This is a genomic window from Aliikangiella coralliicola (assembly GCF_007004725.1).
Taxonomy (GTDB): Bacteria; Pseudomonadota; Gammaproteobacteria; order Enterobacterales; family Kangiellaceae; genus Aliikangiella; species Aliikangiella coralliicola.
Window position 1 is genome coordinate 303,194 of record NZ_ML660170.1, and the last position, 25,082, is coordinate 328,275.

A 25,082-nucleotide genomic window follows, 5' to 3' on the forward strand; every position below is an offset into this window, starting at 1 on the left:
AGTTTAGTCGAGAATACAGTTTTCTCAAGCTGAAGATAGGTCGACTCTTCTGGTTTCCTGTTCAGGTTGCAATGGCAGCTTAATTGAAAATCTGGTTCCCTCACCTTCCTGACTTTCAACTTCGATTTTTGCTCGCATCATGTCACAGAAATTTTTAGTAATCGCCATGCCCAATCCAGTCCCTTCAAACTTTCTTGTTTGGCTTCCGTCAACCTGAGTAAACTCTTCAAAAATGTAGTTTAACTTATCTTTTGGAATACCAACGCCGGTATCAGTCACAGAAACATAAAGAAAATTCTTGTCATTTCGAATTTCGAAGGTCACTTTGCCATTCTTGGTAAACTTACAGGCATTACTTAACAAGTTAAGAAATATCTGCATTAACTTTTGGCGATCAACAACCAAAGTACTATTGAGATTACCTTTATCAATCAGTAATTGATTGTTATTCGCGGCCGCCATCGGTTGCACTGTTTCAAGAGTGTCGTTGATTAAAAATTCCATATCGACCGGCTTCAGGTAGAGATCCATTCGACCCGCCTCGATCTTAGCAAGATCCAGAATATTGTTGATCAATCCTAACAGTGTATTTGCACTACGAATTGCCTTAGCCAAATCTTCAGCCTGCGCATCCATACACTCAAGCTCTAGATCTTCTTTAACCAAATCAGTGTAACCAATTATCGCCTGTAACGGCGTTCTTAACTCATGACTGATATTGGCTAAAAATTCTGATTTGTGGCGGTTGGCAGTGAGTGCGGTATCTCGCGCCACTCTGAGTTCCTGCGTTCTAATTTCAACTTCAGACTCCAGGGTTGCTCGATGCATTTCCAGTTGAGACTTCTGTTTTTCCAGATGAGTCATCATTTGATTGTACACTGCTGCCATTTGACGAATTTCGCTGGCTCCGTTGACATCAGCCTTGGTGTAGTTTCCTGAATCTCTGGCAGTTTCCATTGTTTGTGACAGCGCTGATAAAGGCAGCGTTAGTCGATTGACTCCCCAGCTCATTAAAAACGCCAAAACAACGGTAATAACCCCACCAATAACGATATTGTTAACAAAAATTGATTGTTGAATTTCCCGCAAACTGTGCTTATCGTAATCCACGAGCACATGGCCAATGAGTTGTTCTTCGACGGTTTCTTCATCAGGATCTAATGTTTCCGGATCAAACTGCTCATCCACAAAAATAACCGGCGCACTAAATACCCAATGATCTTCATATTCATCGATTAACTGCGGCTCACCGGTTAACTTAGTAACGTCAAGATAAAACTGGCTATTGGGACTTTTAGTGGAACTAATTAATAACTCACCATTAGGTTTAAATACTGCGACCCCGTTAATTGATTCAAATCCTAAAGTTCTGTTGACGGCTTCTTGTGCATTTTCTTCACTACCGGTTAACAAAGCAAGAATCGCCTGATCTGAGAAATTTCGAACGATTTGTAAACCATTTTCAATCGTTTCCAGGCGCACATTTCGGCTCGTTTGCCACGCAGTAATAATTGAAGTTGTTAGCGAAAGAATAACCACGCTACCAATAAAAAAACTGAGTAGTTGACGTTTTAGTGTTGCCGACGATTTAAATGTGACGTATCCCATAACCATAACAGCAATTACTCCGGAAACGTCATCTTGAAATTCTGTTGTTGCTCCGAGCTATACTTAAAGCCGAGGTGTGCGGCTGTCCTTAAATTAACGGCGAGTTGCAGAGAAGTAAGCGCGGCAAACTTTTTTTCAGTTGGCTTTTCCGCTAACTCCTGAACCATTGATGATAATTGTTTCCCAAGACCAAAATTGTCTGGGTAAGTAGAAAATAATGCCCCCCTTTTTGCATGAGAAGGTTTACTCGAAAAAACCACGACTTCTTTAGACCAGGCTTTCTCCAGAATAAATGGAAGTGTCACTTTATCGTGAGAAGAGATTTTATCAACAGGTAACCAGATGGCGTCCTGACTTGAAATGTCTGACTCAAACAAATTTTCATAAAACTTGACTGCTTCGGCCGTTTCGCTCACTTTTATAGAAACTAATTCCAGGTCTCGTGCGCTCGCCGCTGTTTTGGCTTTGTTAATTAGCCATTCACTTCTTTTGCTAAATGCAACATGAACCCTTCTAACTTCCGGTGCAACTAATTTCAAATAATCAAACAGGTTGGCCGGGTCAGAAATTAAACTGATACCAGAAACACCATTAGGTGAAATGGGTAATGCGCCTGAAACAACGCTAAATTCCTCAGGAAGTTTTTTAGCCAGCCTAAAACCGAGCCTGCCAAGGACAATTACTTTTTTAATACCGAGCTTACGTAATTCCTCGATAATTTGATTGCTATCAAAATCTCTTTTTATCAGGAATTCGTGAAATTCGAGGTGACTGTGACTTTTGCTACCTGAAATGATTTCCTGATAAATTGAACGATAGGGATTTTTGGCGTCAGGGTAAAATATTGCTATTTTATTGGTCACGGAAGCCGAATCCGAAGCCGCCGCAACACTGGGAAGGACTCCCATAATAAGCAATATAAAAATGTTAAAAGCTATCGACAATCGCAAAAACTAACTTCCTGAACTTCTGAATTCCTAAACTTCTACCCTGGATCACACTGCTAGTCCAAACCTTAGCTTACAAAAGTATACAGACGCAGATCTCCGTAAATGACGCGATACTTTAGACTTGCTCAACTTTGATAGGTTCGATGCACAGCGTTTTAAACCCCGGCTCAGCATCGAGCAGCAAGCCTTAACGTAAAGTATACATGCTTTTAAGCAATTGCGAAAAATTAGTTAATGTTGAATAAAATCGCAAATATCGACCATGGCCGCTAGCAATCACCTTCCCCAATGCACAATTCGCCTAATTTTCATCCAATATAGCTTCATGAGTTTAGCTCGCAATCGGCACACCTGCCCATTGCCAGTTGGCAAAATCGGCCAGCAGCAGTTTCCAGATTTTACCAACATAGTCCTGATTTTTACCTGAAGAGCCTACCTTCCTTTAAAATCTGGCTCGCGTTTTTCAATAAACGCTGCAACACCTTCACTATAATCGTGACTTCTCCCCAAATGTTGCATTGCTTGTCTTTCCCGTTCTAACTGCTCGTTCATGCTAAAGTCAAAAGCAGTGTGAACCAACGTCTTGATATTCGCTAGTGCTTCAGTGGGTTGCTTTGCCAGGTATTTTGACAACTCGTCAGTTTCTTCAGTTAACGCATCATCATCAACAACCTGGTAGATCAATCCCCACTGTTCAGCCTGTTCAGCTTTCACTTTATTACCCAGCATCGCCATTGCTTTTGCCCGAGGCAGGCCGATCGCTCTGGCAAAATGCCACGAACTTCCAGAGTCTGGTACTAGCCCAACTTTAGCAAAAGATAAAATAAACGACGATGAACGAGCTGCAACCACAATATCACATGCCATGACCAGACTGGCGCCGGCACCCGCCGCGACACCATTGAGTGCACAAACTACCGGCATTTTCAAATTCGTGATTCGCCGGATTAACGGGTTATAAAATTTCTCCACCGACATTCCCAGATCCGGTGGCGCCTGATCAGCGCTGACGGCCCTGTCGTTTAAATCCTGACCGGCACAAAACCCCCTGCCTGCACCGGTCAATAATAAACAGCGAACCGCTTTATCAGTCGATATTTCGTCCAGTGCAGTTTGCAATTCTTCGTGCATCTGGACATTAAAACTATTTAATCGGTCAGGACGGTTGAGAGTAAGTTTTGCGACCCCGTCTGATTTTTCAACAACTATCGTTTGGTACATATTGATGCCTCATTTATAATTTACGCAATTTTTAAAACTACCGCCCATTACTGGAGAACCCACCGTGCCGATCTACGCTATCGATGATTTTATTCCGGTCGTAAAACCTAATACTTATGTTCATCCCAGCGCCGAGATTATCGGTGATGTTATCATTGAAGAAAACTGTTATATCGGCCCGTGCGCGGTATTACGCGGAGATTTTGGCCGAATTCACGTATCCCATCATAGTAATGTTCAAGACAACTGTGTTCTTCATAGCTTCCCAGATAAAGATTGTTTTCTGGAGCCTTATAGCCATATTGGCCATTGTGCCGTTTTACATGGTTGTCGCATCGGTGAAAACTCTCTCATCGGCATGAACGCCGTCGTCATGGACGATACTGTTATCGGCAAAGAGTCGATGGTGGCAGCGAGCTCTTTTGTTCGTGCCAAATTCCAGTGCGAGCCGCGCTCAATGGTTATGGGAATTCCTGCGAAAGTTATTCGGCAAATGACCGAGCAGGAAATTCACTGGAAAGGCCAAGGTACTCAAGAATATATTGACCTCGCTGAGCGTTCAATTAACACCATGCGAATCACTGAAGCATTAATTGAAGAACAACCGAACAGACCACGCTTTCAAGATTCAATTCACCAGACAAAAAGCTAATACACCGAATTAATTTTTAGTTAGCTTGATAAAATTCCATCAATTTAAATCCTTCCCGGCCCTCCTTTGCTAAAGGAGGGAGCTTTAACCCACGCACTTTGCACAGCGTTCTTAGTCTTCGTTTTGTCTTTCCACCAGCGTTAAAATATCATAGATAGCGACCGGCTCATCATTTTGATTAACCACTTCGACATCCCACACAACAACACCGGTGACATATTTATCATCTGGCTTTTTCGATTTTTTAATCTTACGTTTTACCGACAGCTTGACCTGAATGGTATCGCCGATCCCAACCGGTTCAACAAAGCGCAAGTTATCGATACCATAGTTTGCGATCACCGGACCTTGTCCTGGGTCGACAAACATTCCCGCAGCCGCAGAGATCACAAAATAACCGTGCGCCACTCTTTTTTCGAAAAACGAATCCTTGGCCGCAATTTCGTCAAAATGTGCATAAAAATGATCGCCCGATAAGCAACCAAAATTAACAATATCAGCTTCAGTAACGGTTCGGCGGTGGGTCGTTAATGACTCACCAATTTCTAGCTCTTCAAAATATTTTCTAAAGGGATGAACGCGATCGCGCTTAACATCTGCGCCACGGACATATTGGTTGGTAACGGCCATCAATGACGTTGGTGAACCTTGAATCGCAGTACGTTGCATATAATGTTTAATTGCGCGAGATCCACCCAATTCTTCACCGCCACCGGCTCTGCCAGGGCCGCCATGCACCAAACTGGCGAGTGGCGAACCATGACCGGTCGATTCTTTGGCGCAATTTCTATCAATCACTAGCATTCGACCATGGTGCGATGCCGTTCCTAAAATAATATCACGCGCATTTTCTCGACTTGCTGTGAACACCGAACCAGCGAGACTTCCTTTGCCCATTTTTGCCAGCTGGATTGCATCTTCAAGATTTTGATAAGGCATCAAAGTACTCACCGGACCAAAAGCTTCGACTTCGTGAGAGGTTGTTTTAACGAGTGGTTCTTTACAATGTAACAGCGTCGGCGCCATAAACGCGCCCTTATCACCTTCAACGCCAACACATTGAAAATTATCCAGGCCGTTGAGTACAACTTCACTACTCTGCTTCAGTTGCTCAACCGCTGCTAATACATCTTCTCGCTGAGATTTGCCGACCAACGCGCCCATACGAACACCTTCTTGAGTAGGGTCGCCAATTACTGTGCCGGTAAGCCTTTTAATTAATGCTTCAGTCACGGCATCAACTTTATCCTGGGGAACAATTGCGCGGCGAATAGCGGTACATTTCTGGCCCGCTTTAGTCGTCATTTCACGCGCAACTTCTTTGATATAAAGATCGAATTCCGGATCTTCGACAGAAACATCCGGTGCAAGAATACAACAGTTCAAAGAATCTGCTTCCATCGTGAAGGGAACACTTTTCGCGATAATATTCGGGTGAACTCGCAACATTTGTCCGGTAGAAGCTGAACCGGTAAAAGTCACAATATCTTGTTCGGTTAAATGGTCAAACGTATCACCAACGCTTCCACAAATCAGTTGCACGCTGCCCTCAGGCAAAATCTTCGACTCGACAATGGCTTTAACCACAGCTTCAGTCAAATAACAGGTCACTGTCGCAGGTTTAACAATAACGGGAACACCGGCAATTAAGCTGGGTGCAATTTTTTCTAACATGCCCCACACAGGGAAATTAAACGCGTTAATATGAACCGCAACACCTTCCTTCGAGGTGAGAATATGTTGACCGACAAATGTTCCCTGTTGTGACAATGGCTCAACATTCCCTTCGACCACAAAAGTATCATTATTTAATTCGCGTCTTGCGATACCTGAGTAGCTAAACATGGTTCCGATACCACCTTCGATATCAACCCACGAATCAGCTCTGGTAGCGCCGGTCATTGAAGAGATCCGGTAAAACTCCTCTTTACGATCTAACAAATATTTTGCCAGAAATTTAATTCTTTCAGCTCGTTCGTGGATGGTTAATCGGCGTAACGCCGGTCCAGCGACCGTACGACCATAATTGAGGAATTGATCGAAGCCGCTGGTCAAAGAACTTACTTCACCGATGAATGCATCGTTAACAGAATTAACCAGCGTGTCGGTACGACCGTCTCCACTACACCATTCACCAGCTAAATAACTTTGTATTTTCATGTTTTATTCCTGAATAATTGTCCCTGAAAATTATTTTTTCAGGGTTCATAACACAAGGGTTAAAATGCTAAGTTTGAGTTTTAAATAATTTTTAATAAACCGCCAAAGTTGAAATAAAAACCAGGGCTCAAATAAAAACTCAAGTCAAAATGAAATCGACGCCTGACACTATTAGATAACCTGAGTTCAGGATAAATAACTAATACAGGCAAGACAATGATTGAAACTATTACTGCCCCCAGTTTTCGATGATTTCAACGAATGCACTCAAAAAGAGATTAGTCTGATGGGCATCTAAGGCGCGATGATCGATACTCAGCGAAACATAACACTTAGGTTTAATCACCATAGTATCAACACCGCTAACCGGCTCGACCACAACTCTTTTTTCCAGCTTTCCGACACCTAAGATTGCCACCTGAGGTTGGTTAATGATAATTGGCGCGGCGAACAAGCTGCCACTCACACCGTGGTTTGAAATAGTAATCGTCCCGTTTCTCATATCCGCCGGTGTCAGTTTTCCATCTCTTGCTTTTTCGGTCTGCTTATTCAAGTTTTGTGCAATTTCAAACAGATTCATTTCCTGAACTTGTTCAACCACAGGTACGACTAATCCTGAATCACCTAGCGCTGTTCCAACGCCAATGTTGACGTCATTAAAAATCTCTAGCGAATCATCATGGAACCTGGCATTAACTTGCGGAACCTGTTTAACTGCGGCAGCCATCGCTGACAGGAAATATGCTGTAAAAGTTAATTTAACGCCGAGCGCTTCAAACTCTTTCTTATGCCATTTGCGATGCTCGATAATATTGGTCATATCCATTTCAAAAACACTGGTCACATGGGGGGAAGTATGTAATAAACTTTCTACCATGTGACTGGCAATGGATTTGCGCATTTGCGAATGAGGTACCCTGGTTCCTTCTAGTGGACGACTTTCTCTGTTCGCAACGGTAGAATATGGTGAGGTGCCAGACGCAGTTTTTGCGGCAGGTGTGCCTGGACTGACTGTTGGCTGCTTCTCACTTTTTGTTGGCAAAACAACCGAACCTTCTGTTTTAGGTGCTGGCTTTGGCGTCGGATTTTTTAAGTAGGCAATGACATCGTCTCTAGTGACCCTGCCCCGCTTTCCAGTTCCACGAATATAGTCGATTGTCAGGTTATTTTCTCTCAGTAAACGCCTTACTGCGGGACTGATAAACTCTCGGGCACTTTGTTGTTCTGCATGTTCATGTGCGCCACCCGGCTCACCATCGGTTTCGTTAGTCGCAGATTCCAGGTTAACGACGTTGTTTTCTTCGCCTTTATCTTGTTGCGGGCTGATCGAACCTGCACCAACTTCCGTTGTGATTTTTCCTAGCACCTGCTCGGTAACAACATCATCGCCCACATTCGCGGAAAGACTCTGAATTTGACCGTTTTCCACAGCGCAAACTTCCATCACTACCTTGTCAGTTTCTAATTCTGCAACCGGATCGCCTTCTTTTACCCGGTCTCCTTCTTTTACCAACCAGGTTGCAAGCGTGGCAGAAGTCCCTTCCAGTTGTCCTTCCGGTAGAACGATATCAACTACTTTACTCATTAATAAACTCTCCGGGTTAAACTTCTAATAAGTCTTTCATTGCCGCTTGGATACGTTCCTGAGTCGGTACCGCAGCGTTGAGTAAGTGGATGTTGTGAGGATTTGGCGTATCAGGCATAGTCAGTCGTTCTATCGGTGCATCCAGATCGAAAAATGCCTCTTTTGCCAAGGTCGCGGATATTTCCGCGCCAAAACCTGCGGTCAGATTATCTTCGTGAACAATCAGACAACGGCCGGTCTTTTTAACTGACGCTAACACAGTTGCTTTGTCCCACGGTTGAATAGTGCGTAAATCAATCACTTCAACACCATTGGCCAACTCTAGTGCTGCAGCCTCACAGCGTTCTACCATCGCCCCCCAGGTGACAACGGTCAGCTTATGTCCGACTGTCAGCGTGTTCGCCTTGCCAAAGGGAATGACATAATCGTCTCCCGGGTAGGGTCGTCTGGCCCAGCGGTTATCGAGTAAAGAACGATGTTCAAAGAATATAGTCGGGTTATTATCCCGCAGCGCGTAGCGCAATAGTCCAACCGCATCTTCGGCATTTGACGGCATCACGACTTGCCAACCTGTTTTATGTGCCCACTCTACCTCATCGGACATTGAGTGCCAGGGATCGCCTCTGCCTGCAAACCCACCAGGGATCCGCACCACCATCGGAGAAGCAAACTGATTGTTTGTTCGCCAACGCATGATTCCGGTATCTGTTATTTGCTCGGCGGCCGGTTCTGCATATTTTCTAAACTGTATTTCAGGAACCGGCATTAAACCAGCTAACGCCATACCCACTGAACGCCCAATAATTCCTTCCTCAGATAAGCTGGTATCAAAAACACGGTTATTACCATACTTCTGATTTAACCCAAGCGTCGCCGCATGGACGCCCCCTTTAGGACCAACATCTTCTCCAAATACTAGCACTTTAGGGTTAGTCTGCAATTCATAATCCAGCGTATTGCGAATCGCCGTGAGCATATTTAAACGCGGCCCTTGCGGCGCAGGTGTCTCGGTTACCGCCGGAAATTGATGATCGTCTGCATGTAATCCGCCACGGAGCTGAATTTCAGGATTATCGTAGTTATCTTTTTCTGCAAATACGTATCGCTTTAGCTTACTAATATCTGGCTCTGGCCTCGCTTTCGCTTTTTCAACTGCCTGTTCCACATCAGAATAAGCTTTCTCTTCCAGCGCGATCCATTGAGCCGTGGAAATGACGCCATATTCGTCCAGGTACTCTTTCAGTTTAGGTAGCGGATCTTTCGCCAGCTCTTCTGCGATCATTGCCTCAGGCTTATAGGTTTGTGTATCTTGAAAGGTGTGGCCGCATAGCCGTGGCACTTTTAGACGTAAAACGCAGGAACCTAAGCCCGCTCGCACAAAATCAACCGCTTCTTTCACTAACTTGGGCGCTTCTATCGGACAGGTGCCGTCGCCATCAACAATTTTAAGGTTTTTGTAAGCCGCAAGATTTGCAACCTGATCGCCTCCCGGCGTTTGCACCTCTTGTGGAACCGAAATGCCATAGCCGTTATCTTCAATGTAAAAAAGGTGTGGCAGGTTGTTGGTTGTTGATATATTCAATGCCGCCCAGAAGCCACTGGTTGACATGGAAGAATCGCCTCCCATTGATATACCGATTGCGCCCCTGTATCGCTCGTCTTTCAGCTCATCACGATGGTATAAAATCGACTGAGCCCAACCAGAAATTGGAGAGTATTGTGACCCAACCCCACCACACATAGGAAACAGCATGGCACCTTCCCGTTTTACATTGGGATAATTGCAGACCACACCGATATCTCTGCCATCACTATAACCACCAGATTTAGCCATGGGTGATGCAACCGCATCAACGATATCCAGACCCAATGACAACACAAAAGGCCTTGAGCGGTAATATCCAGTAGCACCATCGTGGGGATGGTTAAGTAATGAACCAATCAGAATTTGCGCTAAATCGTGCCCTCGGGCAGAAAATTGATTAAACACCAGTTTAGCCGGAACCAGTTTTTGCTCTTCAATATCATCCATCGCGCGCGACAGAAGCAAAGTATAGGCTACTTTCTCCCAGTCAAAGTGGGGGTTTGGGGAATTAATGTCGATTGCTTCAACAGCCATTATTACCATCCTCAAAAGATAATTAAATCACCGCCTATGGCTATATTTTATACAATATAAACCAACAGCTAGGTCTTTTTTTGAACACCTGAAATTGATGGTATTTATTATAAGATAAGTTAAATTGTCTTTTCAACGATATAATTGCAGCTGCAACCGTCAATCTGCGAGTTCAACAAAAGATACTGTCAGCCGAGCCTGAGATCCCGCTACAAAACAGACACCAAGAACTGGAAAATACAAGTGAGTAAAGTCGGAACGACTCAAATATAAAGCGATTAACCTTCGTGTATTTTAGAAATACGATACTCGCTCCAGAACGGAAATAAGCAAAGGAAGCCGTGATCTACTGCCAGTCCGATGGACTAACCTGGTAGAAACCTTTTAACTGATTATATAACTGAGGATGGCGTGAAAACATCAACTGAGGTTGTTCAAAAAAGACTTCGCTTGCAACAGCGAAAAACTCGGCGGGATTAGTCGCGCCATAGTGGTCTAACAAAGAATCTTCTTGCTTTAAGGCCTGCTGACGCAGTTTTTCAAACTCATCGGAAAGCACCTTAGACCAGCAGTCGCGGTTATTATGCCGTAAAAAAGGCGCACCGTTAGCGGCCCCCGTTTCCTGGTCCAGTTGGTGAGCAAACTCATGTATGACAACATTCTGACCGTCCAGATAATCTTTCGCGCCTTCGTGCGCGTCCTTCCATGAGAGTATCACTTTCCCCAGCTCCCATGACTCACCGCTCAGCACTCGATGCTGGCTTTGTAACACACCTGCGGCGTCAACCCCCTGGTGGTTGGTGATAAAAGCCGCAGGGTACACGTAAATAGATTGTAACTTTGGGTAATAATCGGTTTTCCTGTTCAGTAACAGCAGGCAGGCCTGAGAAGCGATTGTTACTCTTATTTCATCGTTAATTTCAATTCCCTCAAAACCATAAAAACGCTTTTCCGCCAAAAACACCAAAATATGCTGCTTTAACTGTAACTGAAGATGAGCAGGCATTCGGTAAAAGTAAGGAACGTTTTTTCGAAGAATACTACGCCAGGATTTAGGAAAGGGTTGCGATTTGATTTTCTTTCTCTGATATTCTCGCCATTTAGGTTTAAATACGATATATCCAATTAAAGATAATGTAATAGCACTAATAACAATGATAGGAAACATAAAAAGAATTCTAACTCCCAACAATCAACACTCTCTTCATTGTGCTGATCTGCAGGAATTCAAGTCAATTCGATTAATTCTAATGTCTATATTTGAGATTTTTTTGTCAATAAGGCATACAATTAAGGAGGGAGTTCATTCAAGTAATGCTCTCTTTGCCCAAAGTTTTTAGTTGAGTTTATTCGTCTCATTATTGTTTAAACATTAACACTCAACAATAATGTAACAAAAGTGATTCACAAACGTCTAATGCTACCAAGGAACTAAATAGTGCAAAAGAAAATGGAATCAAGGCAACAAGTTTTCGGCCATTCCGATCAATTAAAAACAAAAAAATTAGCGTCAGAGAAGGTAGAAGCAACTTGCTTAAATAGCGAAAGCGCATTACCAGCCGATAACAGCGCAAATCAGGCCGCTTCTGCTTGTTTAAGTGACTGTGACTTACAACTACCCTACTCGCACTTAAAAACGCCAGGTACACCTTATCAGCAAGCTTGTGTCCAATTTAATCTTGATGGCACGCAACTTAGCCCATTGGGAAGTGAGCAACAGCAACAAAGTGGTGACCAATGGAGTTTATTAGTTGCGGCAGTTGGTTTTATTATTTCTAAATATTCCGGCCAGTCACAACTTCCACTCTGTCTTAAACTTGATACCAATTGGATCAAACTACCTGACCATGAATATTTATTAGATTTTAATGCTGACGAATTATTTGAATCCGTTAGAAAATCTATAAAAGCACAATGTGAAAAGGTACAACGGGATTTCTCACCAGGTCAGCCAAGTTTTGCAGAAAATGAATTAACTAGCCCATTGCGGTTAATCTGCCACGATATAGCGCAAGAAAATATTAGTGTACAAGAATGGACCGAGCAAACCCGGCAGCATTTATCGCAACAAGATGAATACAATGACCTATGTATCACCATCGTTAAAAAACAAGATTCTCTATCTGTTGCGCTGATTTTCAACGAACAGATTTTTCATTTGAAAACTTTAGAGTCTATGGCGGGTAACTTGCGTTCACTGATTATCCAAACGCCGAAATTAGTCGACCGGGCGATAAGCAAAATAGACTTTCTTTCCGAAAGTGAGAAAAATTGGTTAAATACCTTTGGCGACGGTGGTCAATGTCAATACCCGCAAACGCCATTACATTTTGAAATTGAGAAACTCGCACTAAACCAACCTTCCCATCCGGCAATTAAGTATGAAAACAAAACGCTGAGTTACTCTGAGCTCAATGCTAACGCGAATCAACTTGCACATTACCTGATTGAGCGAGGAATCAAACCTGGGAGTCGAATTCTGGTTTTTGTCGAACCTGGATTTGAAATCGCGATTAGCTTACTGGCTATCTTAAAATATAATTGCACTTACGTTCCGCTCGATCCATCGTTTCCCAAAAACCGTCTTAAAACAATTATCGACGACATTTGTCCATCAATCGCAATCACTCAATCTCATCTTATGGAGTTATTGGATTTCGACAAAAAGAAAACCATTGCGATTGACAAAATCTCACAACAACTTTCTGAGCAACCGACAGAAAACTTTAAATTAGACTATGATCTGAAACAAACGGCCTACATTTATTACACCTCCGGCACCACGGGCAAACCAAAAGGTATATTAGCGAACCACTATAACTTGATTAACTATATTCGTTCCGCCCAGGAAAAATATGCGATTAATAATCAAGATATCATGGCTTCGTGTGCACGCTACACTTTTAGTATCAACATGTTCGAACTGATGTTTCCACTGTCTCACGGGGCGACATTACAGATCTTAAAACGAGAACATATACTCAATGTCGAGCACATGGCCAAAACACTACAGGAAATTACTTTTCTGCATATGGGCCCTAGCTTACTTAAGTTATTACTCAATTTTGTTAAGTCCAACTATCAGGAATATAGCAGCTTCAAAAAGCTAAGACATCTGTCTTCAGGTGGCGATATGATTCCGCCGGAAGTTTTGCAGATAGCGCGGCAGTTGTTTCCTCATGCTGAACTTTTTGTTATTTATGGATGTAGCGAAATTAGTTGTATGGGTTGTACCTGGCCAGTGCCAACCGAAGGTGCTATTGAAAAAACTTTTGTGGGAAAACCTTTCAGCAATACTCATGTCATTGTACTTGATGATTATGATAAACCCGTGCCAATCGGTGTAACTGGAAATGTTTGTTTTGCCGGAGACGGGATTGTGACCGGCTACTTAAACAACTTAAAGTTAACCCAGGAAAAATTTATCCAACACGATGGAAAACGATTTTATAGAACCGGTGACAGAGGCAAAATTTCTTACCAAGGTCAGTTGGAATTGGTTGGTCGTTCTGATTTTCAAATTCAACTCAGAGGAATGCGCATCGAACCCGGTGAAATTGAATATCACGTTAAACAGGTTGATGGAGTCCGAGATGCAATTGCGGCGTTAAAAGCTGTCGGCAATACAGACAAAACACTGGTTGCCTACTATGTAACAGAGCAAGGCGCAGACACCGACTCCAATAAGATTTCAGAAAAAATCAGAGAATATTTAAGAAATAATATTCCTGACTATATGGTGCCGAGTTTATTTGTTCGACTAGAGGCTTTGCCTTTAAACCATAACCTTAAAGTCGATCGTAATGCCCTTCCCGATCCAGGCGAGGTTGACCGCTCAGTCTCATCTTCATCTGGAACTAAACCGCAAACAGATATTGAAAAACAACTTGCTAAAATATGGTGTGACGTCTTGCGCTTGAAAGATGTTTTTCTTGAAGATAACTTCCTTGATATCGGCGGAGACTCATTGCTCGCGGTTGATATGATTGCTCGAGTTAAATCAACGCTAGGCGTATCATTATACGGATTGGACGTTGCACGTGAGTGTCTGGGTGTATTAGCTAATATTTGTCAAACGGACAAACACCAGGAACAAGCGTCAGAACTACCAGTAAAAACCATAACGATAAATCCAACAGAATCTTTTTATTTTGGCGATGAAAAAAGTTTGTACGGCACTTATCACCGCCCCGTTAAAAACGAATCAGGTGCGATAAACACGGCTGTTCTTATTTGTCCACCAGTTGGGCAAGAGCACGTCAGATGTAATTACTTCCTTAAAAATATGGCAACAAAACTCGCCGCATCAGGACATCCTGTATTGCGTTTCGATTATTTTGGCTGCGGTGATTCTCTCGGTGTTGATTACCAGGCGACTATTCAACGATGGCAACAAGATCAAAATCTCGCGTTGAGTGAACTTAGTGTTCGCTCTGGATTTGATAATTTTGTCGTGCTGGGCGTTCGGTTGGGCGCGACAATAGCTGCAAGTGCTTTCAGTGAAAGTCATCTTGAAAAACTCATATTATGGGACCCTGTTGTAAACGGCACTGAATATTTAAATCAGCAACAAGTTAACCAGAAGGAATTGATAAAAGAACTGCGCTTTCTTAAACTGTTTAGTAAGATCAAACGCAACCCTCACTTAAATCAATTTATCGGCTTTAACTACAGCAAACAGCTACTCAAAGAAATAACTTCAATTGATATCTCGCAATGTCAGTTAAATCACCACAAACAAGTAGCACTACTGAAAACCAGTGAATCGATACAAAATAGTATTGAGTATGAAAATTTTGTGGGCAATCTAGATCAGTCCAAGGTAGTTGAGCTAACGGAAAATTGTCATTGGACAGACTACCAGAAAACCGAAAATGCCTTGACCAATCACCAAATTTTAAGTGAACTAATTAACTTAATAACGGATCAACCAGAATGATTGAAAAAAGCTGTCAATTTGGGCAACAAAATCGACTTCATGGTATTTTGACTCAACCAGGTATTAATAAGGAAAAACGCGCATCAATTATTCTGGTTAATGCCGGCTTTCTCTCGACACCAGGCCCCTTCCGCCTTTACACTTTACTCGCCAGAAAGATGGCTGAGGATGGTTTTTCAACTTTGCGTTTTGATCTGGGTGGAATTGGTAATAGTGAACAAATTCACCCAAGCTTAACTTTACAAGAAAGAACCAACAAAGATATCGAGAATGCTGTGGATTACCTGGTAAACGAACAGAATTCAGAAAATATTGTTTTATGCGGCTTATGTTCCGGCGCAGAAGATTCTTTTCGCTATGCCAGTCTCGACCCACGCATTAATGCTGTTGTCATGATCGATCCCCATTGCTACCAGACTCCAGGTTTTCATCGACGAAAATATTTTGGGACATTTACCGTAAAAAAAATTATCGTCAAGTTCATGAATTTATGGGATAAGTTAACGCAAAAAAATAAGAAAACAGATCACGAGCAGCAACAACAGTCTCGTAGTTTAATTGATTACCAATATATGGATTTCTCCGAGTCGAGCAATATATTGTCAGGGTTAATTAGTCGAGGAACACTACTTCACTACATTTATACCGGTGCGATGCTACCCAAGTTTAATCACAGAAAACAATTGGCGGAAATGTTTAACGGTATCGACTTCGCTAACAAAGTCACCGTCGATCACATTCCAAATATTGAACACACTCAAATTTTGCAGGAAGACCGGGAATATTTAATGAACGCCATTAGCTCTCAAATTACCCGCTGGTTTAAATAACCTGTAAATAGTTTCTAACAGGCAATCGGCGGCAAAACCATTAAAGCAAACTTGAGAAAAATGCTTAAGATATGCCGCCTATCAATCTTAAACCTAACGTTTTTCTATTCTGCCGGTTTAACAAACTTCAAAACCATTCTGTCGGTCTGGTCACGTCGCGTTTGTCTGTCCCTGGTAAAAATATAATCGCGAGTATCTTCCGGGTGAGAAAGAAGATTAGAATCAGCTTCAAGTTTAAATCCAACTTTGGTAATTTCATCAATCACGAATTGTTTGTCAATACGATGCAATTTCTTAACGTCCTTAATTCCTGAGCCAGCCTTCGCGCTATGATCAACAATTACATAAGCACCGCCAGGCTTTAATGCATTAAATATGCGACGATTCATCATATCCCTGTTAACCCCCTGCCATACCGTATCGTGATAAAACAAAACCATCAAAGCAACATCGAGTTGAACAGGTAAATTAATCGTGTCTAACTCTTCAATACTTTTTACCACATTTTTTTTCCATTGGGGCGAGCGAAACTTGGCCGGCCAGCCTTTTTCCTGATCATTAAAAAAGTTCGCGAAACGATTGACTACGTAAGGAGCGTTATGAGCGATAACCTGTCCTTTATCACCAACAACTCTAGAAATAATATCCGTGTAATAACCACCGCCCGACAATAGGTCTACCACCTTCATTCCAGGTTTAAGTCCAGCCAGAGCCAGTATCTCAGCAGGTTTACGATGCTGATCTCTCGACTTATCAGATTGAGCTCTTTCCTTACTGGCCACCGCATGCTTTATTTCTACAGGGACTTCCGCTTTTAACACTGATGCTACAACAAGTAATGACAGCCAAACTAATACTGATACTATTTTATTCATATTAATCATCCGTTCATTCTAATAAATACAGGAAAGACCGCTTCAACGCTAGCCTCTCAGTTTAGGGTCTACCTCGTGCATATTATCGGTTTTATGTTGTCCATCAAACTCAATCACGACAATCCGTGTCGTTTATGAGTCAAAAACACTTAACTTAGTAAAATGACTACCACAAGTAATAACTTTCCTGTTGTTACTTGAGTAAGCTAGCTAAAATTCTAGATAAGAATGCAGGTTAGCCTAGTATATGTTTCCGATTAATATTACCTTCGACGTCGACTCGGCCAGTTTTAATAGTATTAAATAAATGTTCAAAAACAGCGCCAATTTGATCATCACCATTATCAAGAAAATAAGAATGTCCTTTCGGCCTATCATATTTGTTATTGAAGTTATCACAATCAATAGCGTACACGTTCGATTGGGTTTTACGCATATCTTCCGGGCCTGTATGACCAAGTCTTCGCGAAGCGACTTTATTTTTCAGATTAGAAATTTTACTTGAGCGTAACGCGAGATCATCTGATGCATAATAGACAGATACGTTCCTTGAAGATTGGCTGATCAAACGACCTTTCTCACCTTCTTCTAAAGACTCATTGACAATATCTGCAGCCATCAAAATAGTATTTCTAAATAATAAAGGAACGCCGTTAGCCAAATCATATTTGTCCCATTTAGACAAAGTTTCTCGAAGCACTCGATTTCCCATCGAATGGGCTAAAACATTAATTCTCTTTAAACAAGGGTCATCTTCTTTTGCTTCGTCGCGCCACGCCATAAATTTCTGCAACACACGAGAAAAAGCAAACGCACTATTATCCGCGGATTTTTGATCATCCCAATAATCTTTAATGATTCCAAAATCATTGTCACAAGGCCAAATCAACGGAACGACTTCTATCAAACCTGCTTGTTTTTGATCAAAATAGCCTTGTAGTTGCTCCACTCTTGGAAATATATGCTTTTCTGGTAAATTTGAAAATCCGTGGATAAAAAATAATAACTGCTTCGCCTCACAATCTTTCAATCGGCTCAACAGGTTATTTGCGCCGATTTCTTTATAGCTATCCTTTTCTAGTCGCTCACAATAATAAACGGAATTTGAAGGCGCATTTTTGTCTAAATCAAATTTATAGGTGCGATCTCTTTTAAATCGAATTGATCCTTTAGGTTCTCTATTGGTAATAAATAGCATGGTTTCAGTCCTTTATTAAGTCATGTTCTCAATTTCGTTTGATCTAAATAAAAACTTGCCTAACTGATTCAGGAAGAGTTCACTAACGAAAAAATTTTGTGGAATGTGTCCTTACAGTTTAGCTCTTAACGCAATCAGCTAATCGCGTGTTACTGCAGAACGAGGCTATTTAGATAAACCACTTATACTACTGACACCACAGTTAATCAATTCTCATTTTGAGATACCAGTAAAATCAATTCGTGTTTCGTGATTTATTTCTTCAAATTAGTAAATAGTATTCTTTGACTTAAATTGAATTCGGAATCATTCAGTATTCACTACATTTTTTGAGGATATTCAATATACCTTGCGCCTCTAGCTGGTTTTTACTTTGCAGATCTTTGACCAAAAACTGGCCCGCATAGTTTAATCCGTTAACAAAAATGTGATTGAGACTCGCACGACTACGCGGAACTATCAGCAACCAGTTTGAGGTGAGTAACAAATTGTGTGGTTTGCAAACATTCTTGTCATATAACTCTAATTCTTGCATTCCCGTTAGATAACGCTCGTGTATCAGCTCCGCATCAAGCTCTTCGAAACGCGCAATTTTATGATTGAATGGCAGCTCGCCACTCTCAATCGTTGACCTAAGTGGAATACCTGTCTTTACTAGCTGCATATGTCGATGCGGTTGGCTCGCCCCTGCATCACCGCCACTGTTGTAAAAACCAAGCACATCAGACTCACAAAACCCTAGTAGCCAGGCTTTAAAATCGATTTTTTCAAGTGGCTTTGTTTGTTCGATAAATTCATTAGAACAAATTAGTAAATGAGGTGACAGAACCGGAAACTTGTTTAAGAGGCAAACATGAGAGTCGCCCGCGGCATGTACGTACATGCTATCATCATAAGGTAAAAAAGGGTTGCCACGCTCCTTAGAGAGCGTAAATTTCTTCTCCATGTTTTCATTTCGAATTCTTACAACGAAATCAGTATTATTTTGCCTGACTGTCATTGGCTCGGTAGCTATTGGCATTAAATCGCCATTAGCCAATGCTTGATTTGCGACTATCGCTGCACGGTTCCAGAACATAATTAAATAGAGTATCCCTCGAAGCAATTGCTTTATTAGCGGGCAATTACCAAACTAATGAATCTTAACAAAAACCTGACTCTTGCCTAGATTTATCGGAATAAAATCAATTTTTTGAAAGCGCATCCCTCTTCGCCTCTAATTCGTCCCAAAGCTCATAATCATCGCTGAGTTGCTGTTGAAGTTTTTCAAACTCCTTAACCACCGCATCAGCTTTTTCCCTATCCTGATAAAAGTTCGGTGCTCCCATATCGCTCTCAATTTCCGCGATTTTTCCTTCTAGCTCATCAATTTTCTCGGGTAGTTCATCGAGTAACTTTTGTTCTTTATAAGACAATTTTGCCGGTTTTAACTTAGATTTAACTTTCTCTTTCTTTTCAGTCTCTTTTTTCTTTTCTACAGGCATCGCATTATTAAAATAATGTAACCAGTCCTGGTAGCCCCCGACAATATCGATGATTTGATATTGATCCGACTCAACCTGATATAGCGGCGGTAATTGATTATCGAACACTAATAAAGACGAACAACAATTATCAAGAAATAACCGGTCATGACTGATAATAATGACAGTTGCTTTAATCTCAACTAACATCTGCTCAAGAATTTCAAGTGTTTCAACATCAAGATCATTTGTCGGCTCATCCAATACAAATAAATTGGCCTGCCGAGTAAATAATTTTGCTAATAGAAGACGGTTAACCTCTCCGCCAGATAACGAACTGGCTGGCGCCCTCACATTGTCAGCGGTGAAATTAAAATCCTGCATGTAACTAATAACATGCCTTTCTTTGCCGTCAACGACGACAAATTCTTTACCTTCGCCAATATTTTCTGACACCGTCTTTGTCAAATCGACAGCTTGCCTAAGTTGGTCAAAATAAGCGATTTCCAATGAGTCACTCGCTTCTAATTCTCCTGCAAAGGCAGGAAGTTGACCAAGAAGAGTTTTAATGAAAGTGGTCTTGCCGCTACCGTTATCTCCTAAAATTCCAATCTTGTCTCCCTTTTGGATAATTGAATTAAAAGGAAGAATTAAACTACGGTCATGCCCTACTTCAAGATCTCGCATTTTGGCGACAATTTTACTACCTGCAACAGACACGCTCGCTTGAAGTTTACTGGTTCCCAATTGATTACGCCTTTCGCTTCGTTCCTGACGCATTTTTTTTAACGCTCTAACTCGCCCTTCATTTCGCGTTCTTCGGGCCTTAATTCCTTGTCTAATCCACACCTCTTCCGCAGCCAGCTTTTTATCGAATTCCATGTTGACCTTCTCTTCATCCTTCAACTGCTGTTCCTTTAACTCTGTGTATTTTTGATAATTGCCTGGAAAAAGACGTAAAGTACCCCGGTCAAGTTCCATAATCGTATCGGCGACTTTATTGACAAAATGACGATCATGAGAAACAAACAAGAGCGCACCTTTAAATACGACCAATTGCTCCTCCAGCCATTGAATACTACTCAAATCAAGATGGTTAGTAGGCTCATCGAGAATCAGTAAATCTGGGTCTTGCACTAACGCTTTTGCCAACGCAGCTCTCCTGCGCCATCCTCCAGACAGGTCCGACATTTTAATATCACCATTTAAATCCAGCCGAGACAGCGTCTGTTTTACCCGCGTTTCGATGGACCAACCATCATGCGTGTTTATTTTCGATTCTAAATCGGCCAGTTTTGGCGAATTAACATCTTGCATAATCAATGATTGGTAGTCTTCGACCCATTGTTTAACGTCTGCCAAACCAGATTCAACGTACTCCCGAATAGATAACGCTGACTTTTCAGGTAAAGCCTGGGGTAAAAAACCGACACGGTGGCTACGAGAACGGTTAATAAGACCGTCATCAGGCATTGCTTCGCCATTAATTAGTTTGAGAAGAGTAGACTTACCTGTTCCATTACGACCTACGAGGCAGACTTTCTGCTTCTCTTCAATCGCAAAAGAAGCGTTTTCTAATAACACCTGAGGGCCAAAAGACAAAGATAGCTTGTCACCACGAATTAAAGACATGAATTACCTGCAAACAAAACCACAAAGATTAATGTCGGGCATTCTAGCAAATTGGAGATGGTTAGGTATAGAAAAGCGATGCAGAAATGATTTTGAGATAGACGGCGATATAGAACTGATGTATCTAAGGAAAGCTGGGCACTTTACGTGCCCTTGAATTTATCAAACAGCAATTGCTTGTGGTTCAAACGCTTTTTCCCGAACGCCCAAAGAGTGACAAATAGCGTATGTGAGATCAGAGCGGTTCAGTGTGTAGAAGTGAAAATCTCTAACGCCCTCCTTCGCGAGAACTTTAACTTGCTCAATCGCAACATTCGCAGCAATCAAGTTTCGAGTAGTTGCGTCTTCATCAAGCCCCTGATACAGACGGTGCATCCAACCGGGCACCGTAACATTCGTCATTTTAGAAAATCTCAACAGTTGTTTGAAATTAGTCACAGGTAAGATTCCCGGAACAATTTCGACATCAATACCAGATGCTAAACATCTATCTCGATAGCGCAAATAGGTCTCGGTATCAAAAAAGAACTGACTAATCGCCCGGCTTGCTCCGGCATCAACTTTGCGCTTTAAATTAATCAAATCAAACTGCGGGTTTGGTGCTTCCGGATGAATTTCCGGATAAGCGGCGACACTGATTTCAAAATCGGCAACCGATTTTAATAACTTCACTAAATCCAAGGCATACATATCGGCTTGCTGCCCAACTTTATCTGAATCAGGTAAATCACCTCTTAATGCAACGATATGCCTGATACCTGAATTCCAATACTCCTGCGCTATTTCTACTAGTTCTTCACGACTAGCCCCAATACAAGTTAAGTGAGGCACAGCCACTAAGTCAGTTTCTTGTTGAATTCTCGAAATAATTCTGTGGGTTCTTTCACGTGTCGAATTATTAGCTCCATAGGTGACGGAAACAAACTTTGGAGATAACCCTTCAAGACGTTTAACCGAATTCCAAAGCGTTTTCTCCATTTCGGCACTGTTCGGTGGAAAAAACTCAAACGAAACATTTACTTTGCCGGAAAGATCGAACAAATTCTGGTTTAAAATTTCAACTTGTTGCGCGTGATTAAATCCCATATTCAACCGCCTCTGCAATTTTTTGTGGATGTTGGTTTAACGCTAGAGAATTAGACTGTTTCGAAAACTGCCGATTCGCGTGTGTTGACTTTTCCGACTCAAGTTCAAAGCATGCTGAATAAACCTGGTTTAAAATTGAGATTGCATCCTGTTCTTGAATCACCAGGTTAATCGCGTTTTTTTGAGTTCCTTGAAAAAATCGGTACTGAACTTTATCTTTAAGATTGAACTCCAGGCTTTCGAAAAGTTTTGAGTTTTGCAAAACGCCTTTTCCAACGATAGATATCAAACTTCTAGTTTCATTCTGAATTTCAAAAGTTAGCGTATCTCGTTGTAACGATTCTTGCTCCAAAATGTTTTCTGCAGCAGGTAAATCGGCCTTACCGATAAGTAGTGATATCTTTTTATCGTTTGACGAGTGTTCACAAATCAATGCAACTATGTGCTTTTCAAAAAATTGATGTAATAGAGTATCAACACAAATATCTTGATTGAAAGCTATATTGATTTTGGATAGGTCATTTTTCAATGCGATTGATTTAACCCTCTCCTCACTATCACACTGAGAACAAACTTTCGTACCTTGCTTTTGTGGTTCAAGTGAAGAACGAATAAATAACGGGATATTCTTATCAACTAGCGGGCTTATGGTTTTTTGGTGAAGCACATTAGTGCCTACAGAAGCAAGATCTCGTGCTTCTTCGTAGGTCAAAAAATTAACCGGATGCGCGCTTTTTACCAGACGAGGGTCAGCAGTATAAATACCGCAAACATCGGTCCATAGAGTCACGCTTTCGGCTTCTCCAAAACGCGCTAAAAGAGTTGCGCTATAATCGCTTCCATTACGACCGAGAGTGATAGTTTCATCGCAAAAATCTTGCGCAATGTATCCTGTGACAATAAGGCGCTTGCCAAAATTGCCATAAATCTCTCTTTCTATTCCTTTATCGAAATAGTCCACATCGAAATGACGATAATCTTCAATTGAATCAGTTGACAAAATGCTTCTCGCATCAATAAAAAGCGAACTGACATTTCGTTCATTGAGTAACTCTACCAATAATTTTGCTGACCAAATTTCGCCATTCGCCAAAATTTCCTCTGAAGAAAATGGCTTTACTTTCAATTCATCGATATCTCTTTGAAAATCAGCTAAGCAATTCTCGGGCTTGTTGAGAGTTTGTGAAACAAGCTCCTGGTAGTAATCTGATATTTTATCTAATGCTTCTTTTTCTCCCTCTGAAAACTCTACCAACCAATCTGTTATATTTCCATTTGCAGAAACAACGATAAAATCTTCAGCCAAAGTCTGTTGCTCAATGATTTGAGCAACATTGTTTAGTCGTTCTTTACTAGCTAAACTCGAACCACCAAACTTATGAACGGCTATCGCTTGTCGATCAAAAGTTTGGGCGGGAGTTAATATTAGACCTACTTCGTTAGCCATTAGAAACTTCTTTGACCTCGTGTAAACGGCAATTTTCAAAACCGTTATCCAAGTCAGTTAAAATATCTTCAATATTTTCAATACCCACTGACAGACGGAGCAAGTTCTGAGTAATACCTGCAGTTTCTTGATCTTCAAGTGCTACCGCAGCATGAGTCATGGTTGAAGGATGGCAAATAAGACTCTCCACTCCGCCTAATGATTCTGCTAGCGAAAATACACCTAACCCGGAAAGAAACTTTTTAGCATCTTCAACATCACCTTTTAATTTGAAAGAAATCATCGCCCCAAAACCGGTTTGTTGACGAGCTGCGATTTCATGACCTTGATGATCTGATAGCCCAGGATAATAAACTTTCTCTACTTGCGGATGGGCCTGTAAGTATTCAGCAACACGGGCCGCGTTTTTACAGTGACGCTTCACCCGAACATCAAGGGTTCTCAGACCACGAAGCGTTAAAAAGCTGTCGAATGGCGCACCGGTAATTCCAGTACAATTTGCCCACCATTTTAAATCCTCATACACTTTTTCATCTTTTGCGACAACAGCGCCACCAACAACATCGCTGTGACCATTGATATATTTAGTGGTTGAATGAAGAACAATATCTGCACCTAATAACAGTGGCTTTTGTAAAACCGGTGACAAAAAAGTATTGTCGACAACAACTAGTGCTCCCTTTTCTTTAGCCAAAGCAGAAATCTTTTCGATATCAACCACACGGAGCAATGGATTACTTGGGGTTTCAATCCAGACAATCTTAGGATTTTTCTCTAATCCAGCTAATAATGCGTTTTCATCAGATTGATCGATAAAGTCAACATCTATGATGCCCTTCTCGTTATAAGAGCGAAAAAGTCGGAAGCAGCCGCCGTAGCAGTCATGTGGCGCTAGAACTTTGTCACCGGCTTTCAATAACTGTAGAACTAAAAAAACAGCCGACATGCCACTCGAGGTAATGACACCGCCCGCTCCTTTTTCTAGATCTGCGATTGCCTGGCCTAATATTTGGCGAGTAGGATTGCCGGATCGGGTGTAATCAAACTCTCTCGGCTCATCAAAACCTGCAAAACTATAATTGCTGGAAAGATATAGTGGCGGAGTTATCGCACCATGCTGAGTATCGCTTTCAATACCAGCTCGTACTGCGATGGTATCGCTGGCGAATTCTGAAGAGTTATAAGTTGTCATAGCTGTTACCTCGAATATCAATTAGCTGTTTATCTAGTTCAAACAGCTAGGCTAATACCCATAAAGCCGTTTGGACGTCTATATGGCCAGCAGTATATTCATTATTCTTGTCATGTCAAGATGTT

General features: G+C 41.7%; 17 protein-coding genes. 3 read left to right on the plus strand and 14 right to left on the minus strand.

The features are described from left to right. Positions 1-24 precede the first annotated feature (24 nt). From FLL46_RS23430 to paaG, 3 genes are all read right to left on the minus strand, one after another. Positions 25-1,614 (minus strand): sensor histidine kinase, encoded by a 1,590-nt coding sequence (locus FLL46_RS23430; protein WP_142934284.1) that lies wholly within the window; start codon positions 1,612-1,614, stop codon positions 25-27. A gap of 8 nt (positions 1,615-1,622) precedes the next feature. Then, complete coding sequence (locus tag FLL46_RS23435; protein WP_142934286.1) at positions 1,623-2,558, minus strand: ABC transporter substrate binding protein; 936 nt, start codon at positions 2,556-2,558, stop codon at positions 1,623-1,625. Between the two features lie 432 nt (positions 2,559-2,990). Then, positions 2,991-3,779 carry a 2-(1,2-epoxy-1,2-dihydrophenyl)acetyl-CoA isomerase PaaG gene (gene paaG, locus FLL46_RS23440; protein WP_142934287.1) on the minus strand — a complete coding sequence of 263 codons (789 nt, stop codon included), beginning with the start codon at positions 3,777-3,779 and terminating at the stop codon, positions 2,991-2,993. A gap of 64 nt (positions 3,780-3,843) precedes the next feature. Here paaG and FLL46_RS23445 point away from each other — a divergent pair, with 64 nt between their 5' ends. Then, positions 3,844-4,431: an acyltransferase gene (locus FLL46_RS23445; RefSeq protein WP_142934289.1), complete on the plus strand. Its 588-nt coding sequence runs from the start codon at positions 3,844-3,846 to the stop codon at positions 4,429-4,431. A 111-nt stretch (positions 4,432-4,542) separates the two neighbouring features. On the opposite strand, the gene paaZ is transcribed toward FLL46_RS23445, so the two are convergent. The 4 genes from paaZ to FLL46_RS23465 all read right to left on the minus strand — a co-directional run bounded on the left by paaZ (position 4,543) and on the right by FLL46_RS23465 (position 11,463). Continuing rightward, a complete protein-coding gene (paaZ, locus tag FLL46_RS23450; RefSeq protein WP_142934291.1) occupies positions 4,543-6,591 on the minus strand; it encodes a phenylacetic acid degradation bifunctional protein PaaZ in 2,049 nt (682 codons plus the stop codon). A gap of 229 nt (positions 6,592-6,820) precedes the next feature. Further along, complete coding sequence (locus FLL46_RS23455; protein WP_142934293.1) at positions 6,821-8,176, minus strand: dihydrolipoamide acetyltransferase family protein; 1,356 nt, start codon at positions 8,174-8,176, stop codon at positions 6,821-6,823. Between the two features lie 16 nt (positions 8,177-8,192). Beyond that, complete coding sequence (locus FLL46_RS23460; RefSeq protein ID WP_210418802.1) at positions 8,193-10,295, minus strand: alpha-ketoacid dehydrogenase subunit alpha/beta; 2,103 nt, start codon at positions 10,293-10,295, stop codon at positions 8,193-8,195. A 346-nt stretch (positions 10,296-10,641) separates the two neighbouring features. After that, complete coding sequence (locus FLL46_RS23465) at positions 10,642-11,463, minus strand: M90 family metallopeptidase (RefSeq protein WP_210418803.1); 822 nt, start codon at positions 11,461-11,463, stop codon at positions 10,642-10,644. Between the two features lie 270 nt (positions 11,464-11,733). On the opposite strand from FLL46_RS23465, the gene FLL46_RS23470 reads away from it, so the two are divergent. Further along, positions 11,734-15,234: a non-ribosomal peptide synthetase gene (locus FLL46_RS23470; protein WP_142934295.1), complete on the plus strand. Its 3,501-nt coding sequence runs from the start codon at positions 11,734-11,736 to the stop codon at positions 15,232-15,234. Continuing rightward, positions 15,231-16,064, plus strand: coding sequence for an alpha/beta fold hydrolase (locus tag FLL46_RS23475; RefSeq protein WP_142934297.1), 834 nt, complete (start codon positions 15,231-15,233; stop codon positions 16,062-16,064). The genes FLL46_RS23470 and FLL46_RS23475 overlap by 4 nt, the downstream gene beginning before the upstream one ends. A 104-nt stretch (positions 16,065-16,168) precedes the next feature. Here the strand turns inward: FLL46_RS23475 and FLL46_RS23480 are convergent, their stop codons facing one another. The 7 genes from FLL46_RS23480 to metB all read right to left on the minus strand — a co-directional run bounded on the left by FLL46_RS23480 (position 16,169) and on the right by metB (position 24,957). Beyond that, complete coding sequence (locus FLL46_RS23480) at positions 16,169-16,939, minus strand: class I SAM-dependent methyltransferase (protein ID WP_168204300.1); 771 nt, start codon at positions 16,937-16,939, stop codon at positions 16,169-16,171. Positions 16,940-17,174: 235 nt separating this feature from the next. After that, a complete protein-coding gene (locus FLL46_RS23485) occupies positions 17,175-18,137 on the minus strand; it encodes an alpha/beta hydrolase (protein ID WP_142934301.1) in 963 nt (320 codons plus the stop codon). 310 nt (positions 18,138-18,447) lie between these two features. Further along, entirely contained in the window at positions 18,448-19,215 is a 768-nt protein-coding gene (locus FLL46_RS23490) for an ATP adenylyltransferase family protein (RefSeq protein WP_142934303.1), read from the minus strand. 106 nt (positions 19,216-19,321) lie between these two features. Beyond that, positions 19,322-21,232, minus strand: a complete 1,911-nt coding sequence (locus tag FLL46_RS23495) for an ATP-binding cassette domain-containing protein (protein ID WP_142934305.1) — start codon at positions 21,230-21,232, stop codon at positions 19,322-19,324. Positions 21,233-21,394: 162 nt separating this feature from the next. Beyond that, entirely contained in the window at positions 21,395-22,318 is a 924-nt protein-coding gene (gene metF, locus FLL46_RS23500; RefSeq protein ID WP_142934307.1) for a methylenetetrahydrofolate reductase, read from the minus strand. Then, positions 22,308-23,765: an aspartate kinase gene (locus tag FLL46_RS23505; RefSeq protein ID WP_142934309.1), complete on the minus strand. Its 1,458-nt coding sequence runs from the start codon at positions 23,763-23,765 to the stop codon at positions 22,308-22,310. Before FLL46_RS23505 ends, metF begins: the two co-directional genes overlap by 11 nt. Beyond that, positions 23,758-24,957 carry a cystathionine gamma-synthase gene (gene metB, locus FLL46_RS23510; protein WP_142934311.1) on the minus strand — a complete coding sequence of 400 codons (1,200 nt, stop codon included), beginning with the start codon at positions 24,955-24,957 and terminating at the stop codon, positions 23,758-23,760. The genes FLL46_RS23505 and metB overlap by 8 nt, the downstream gene beginning before the upstream one ends. Positions 24,958-25,082 lie beyond the last annotated feature (125 nt).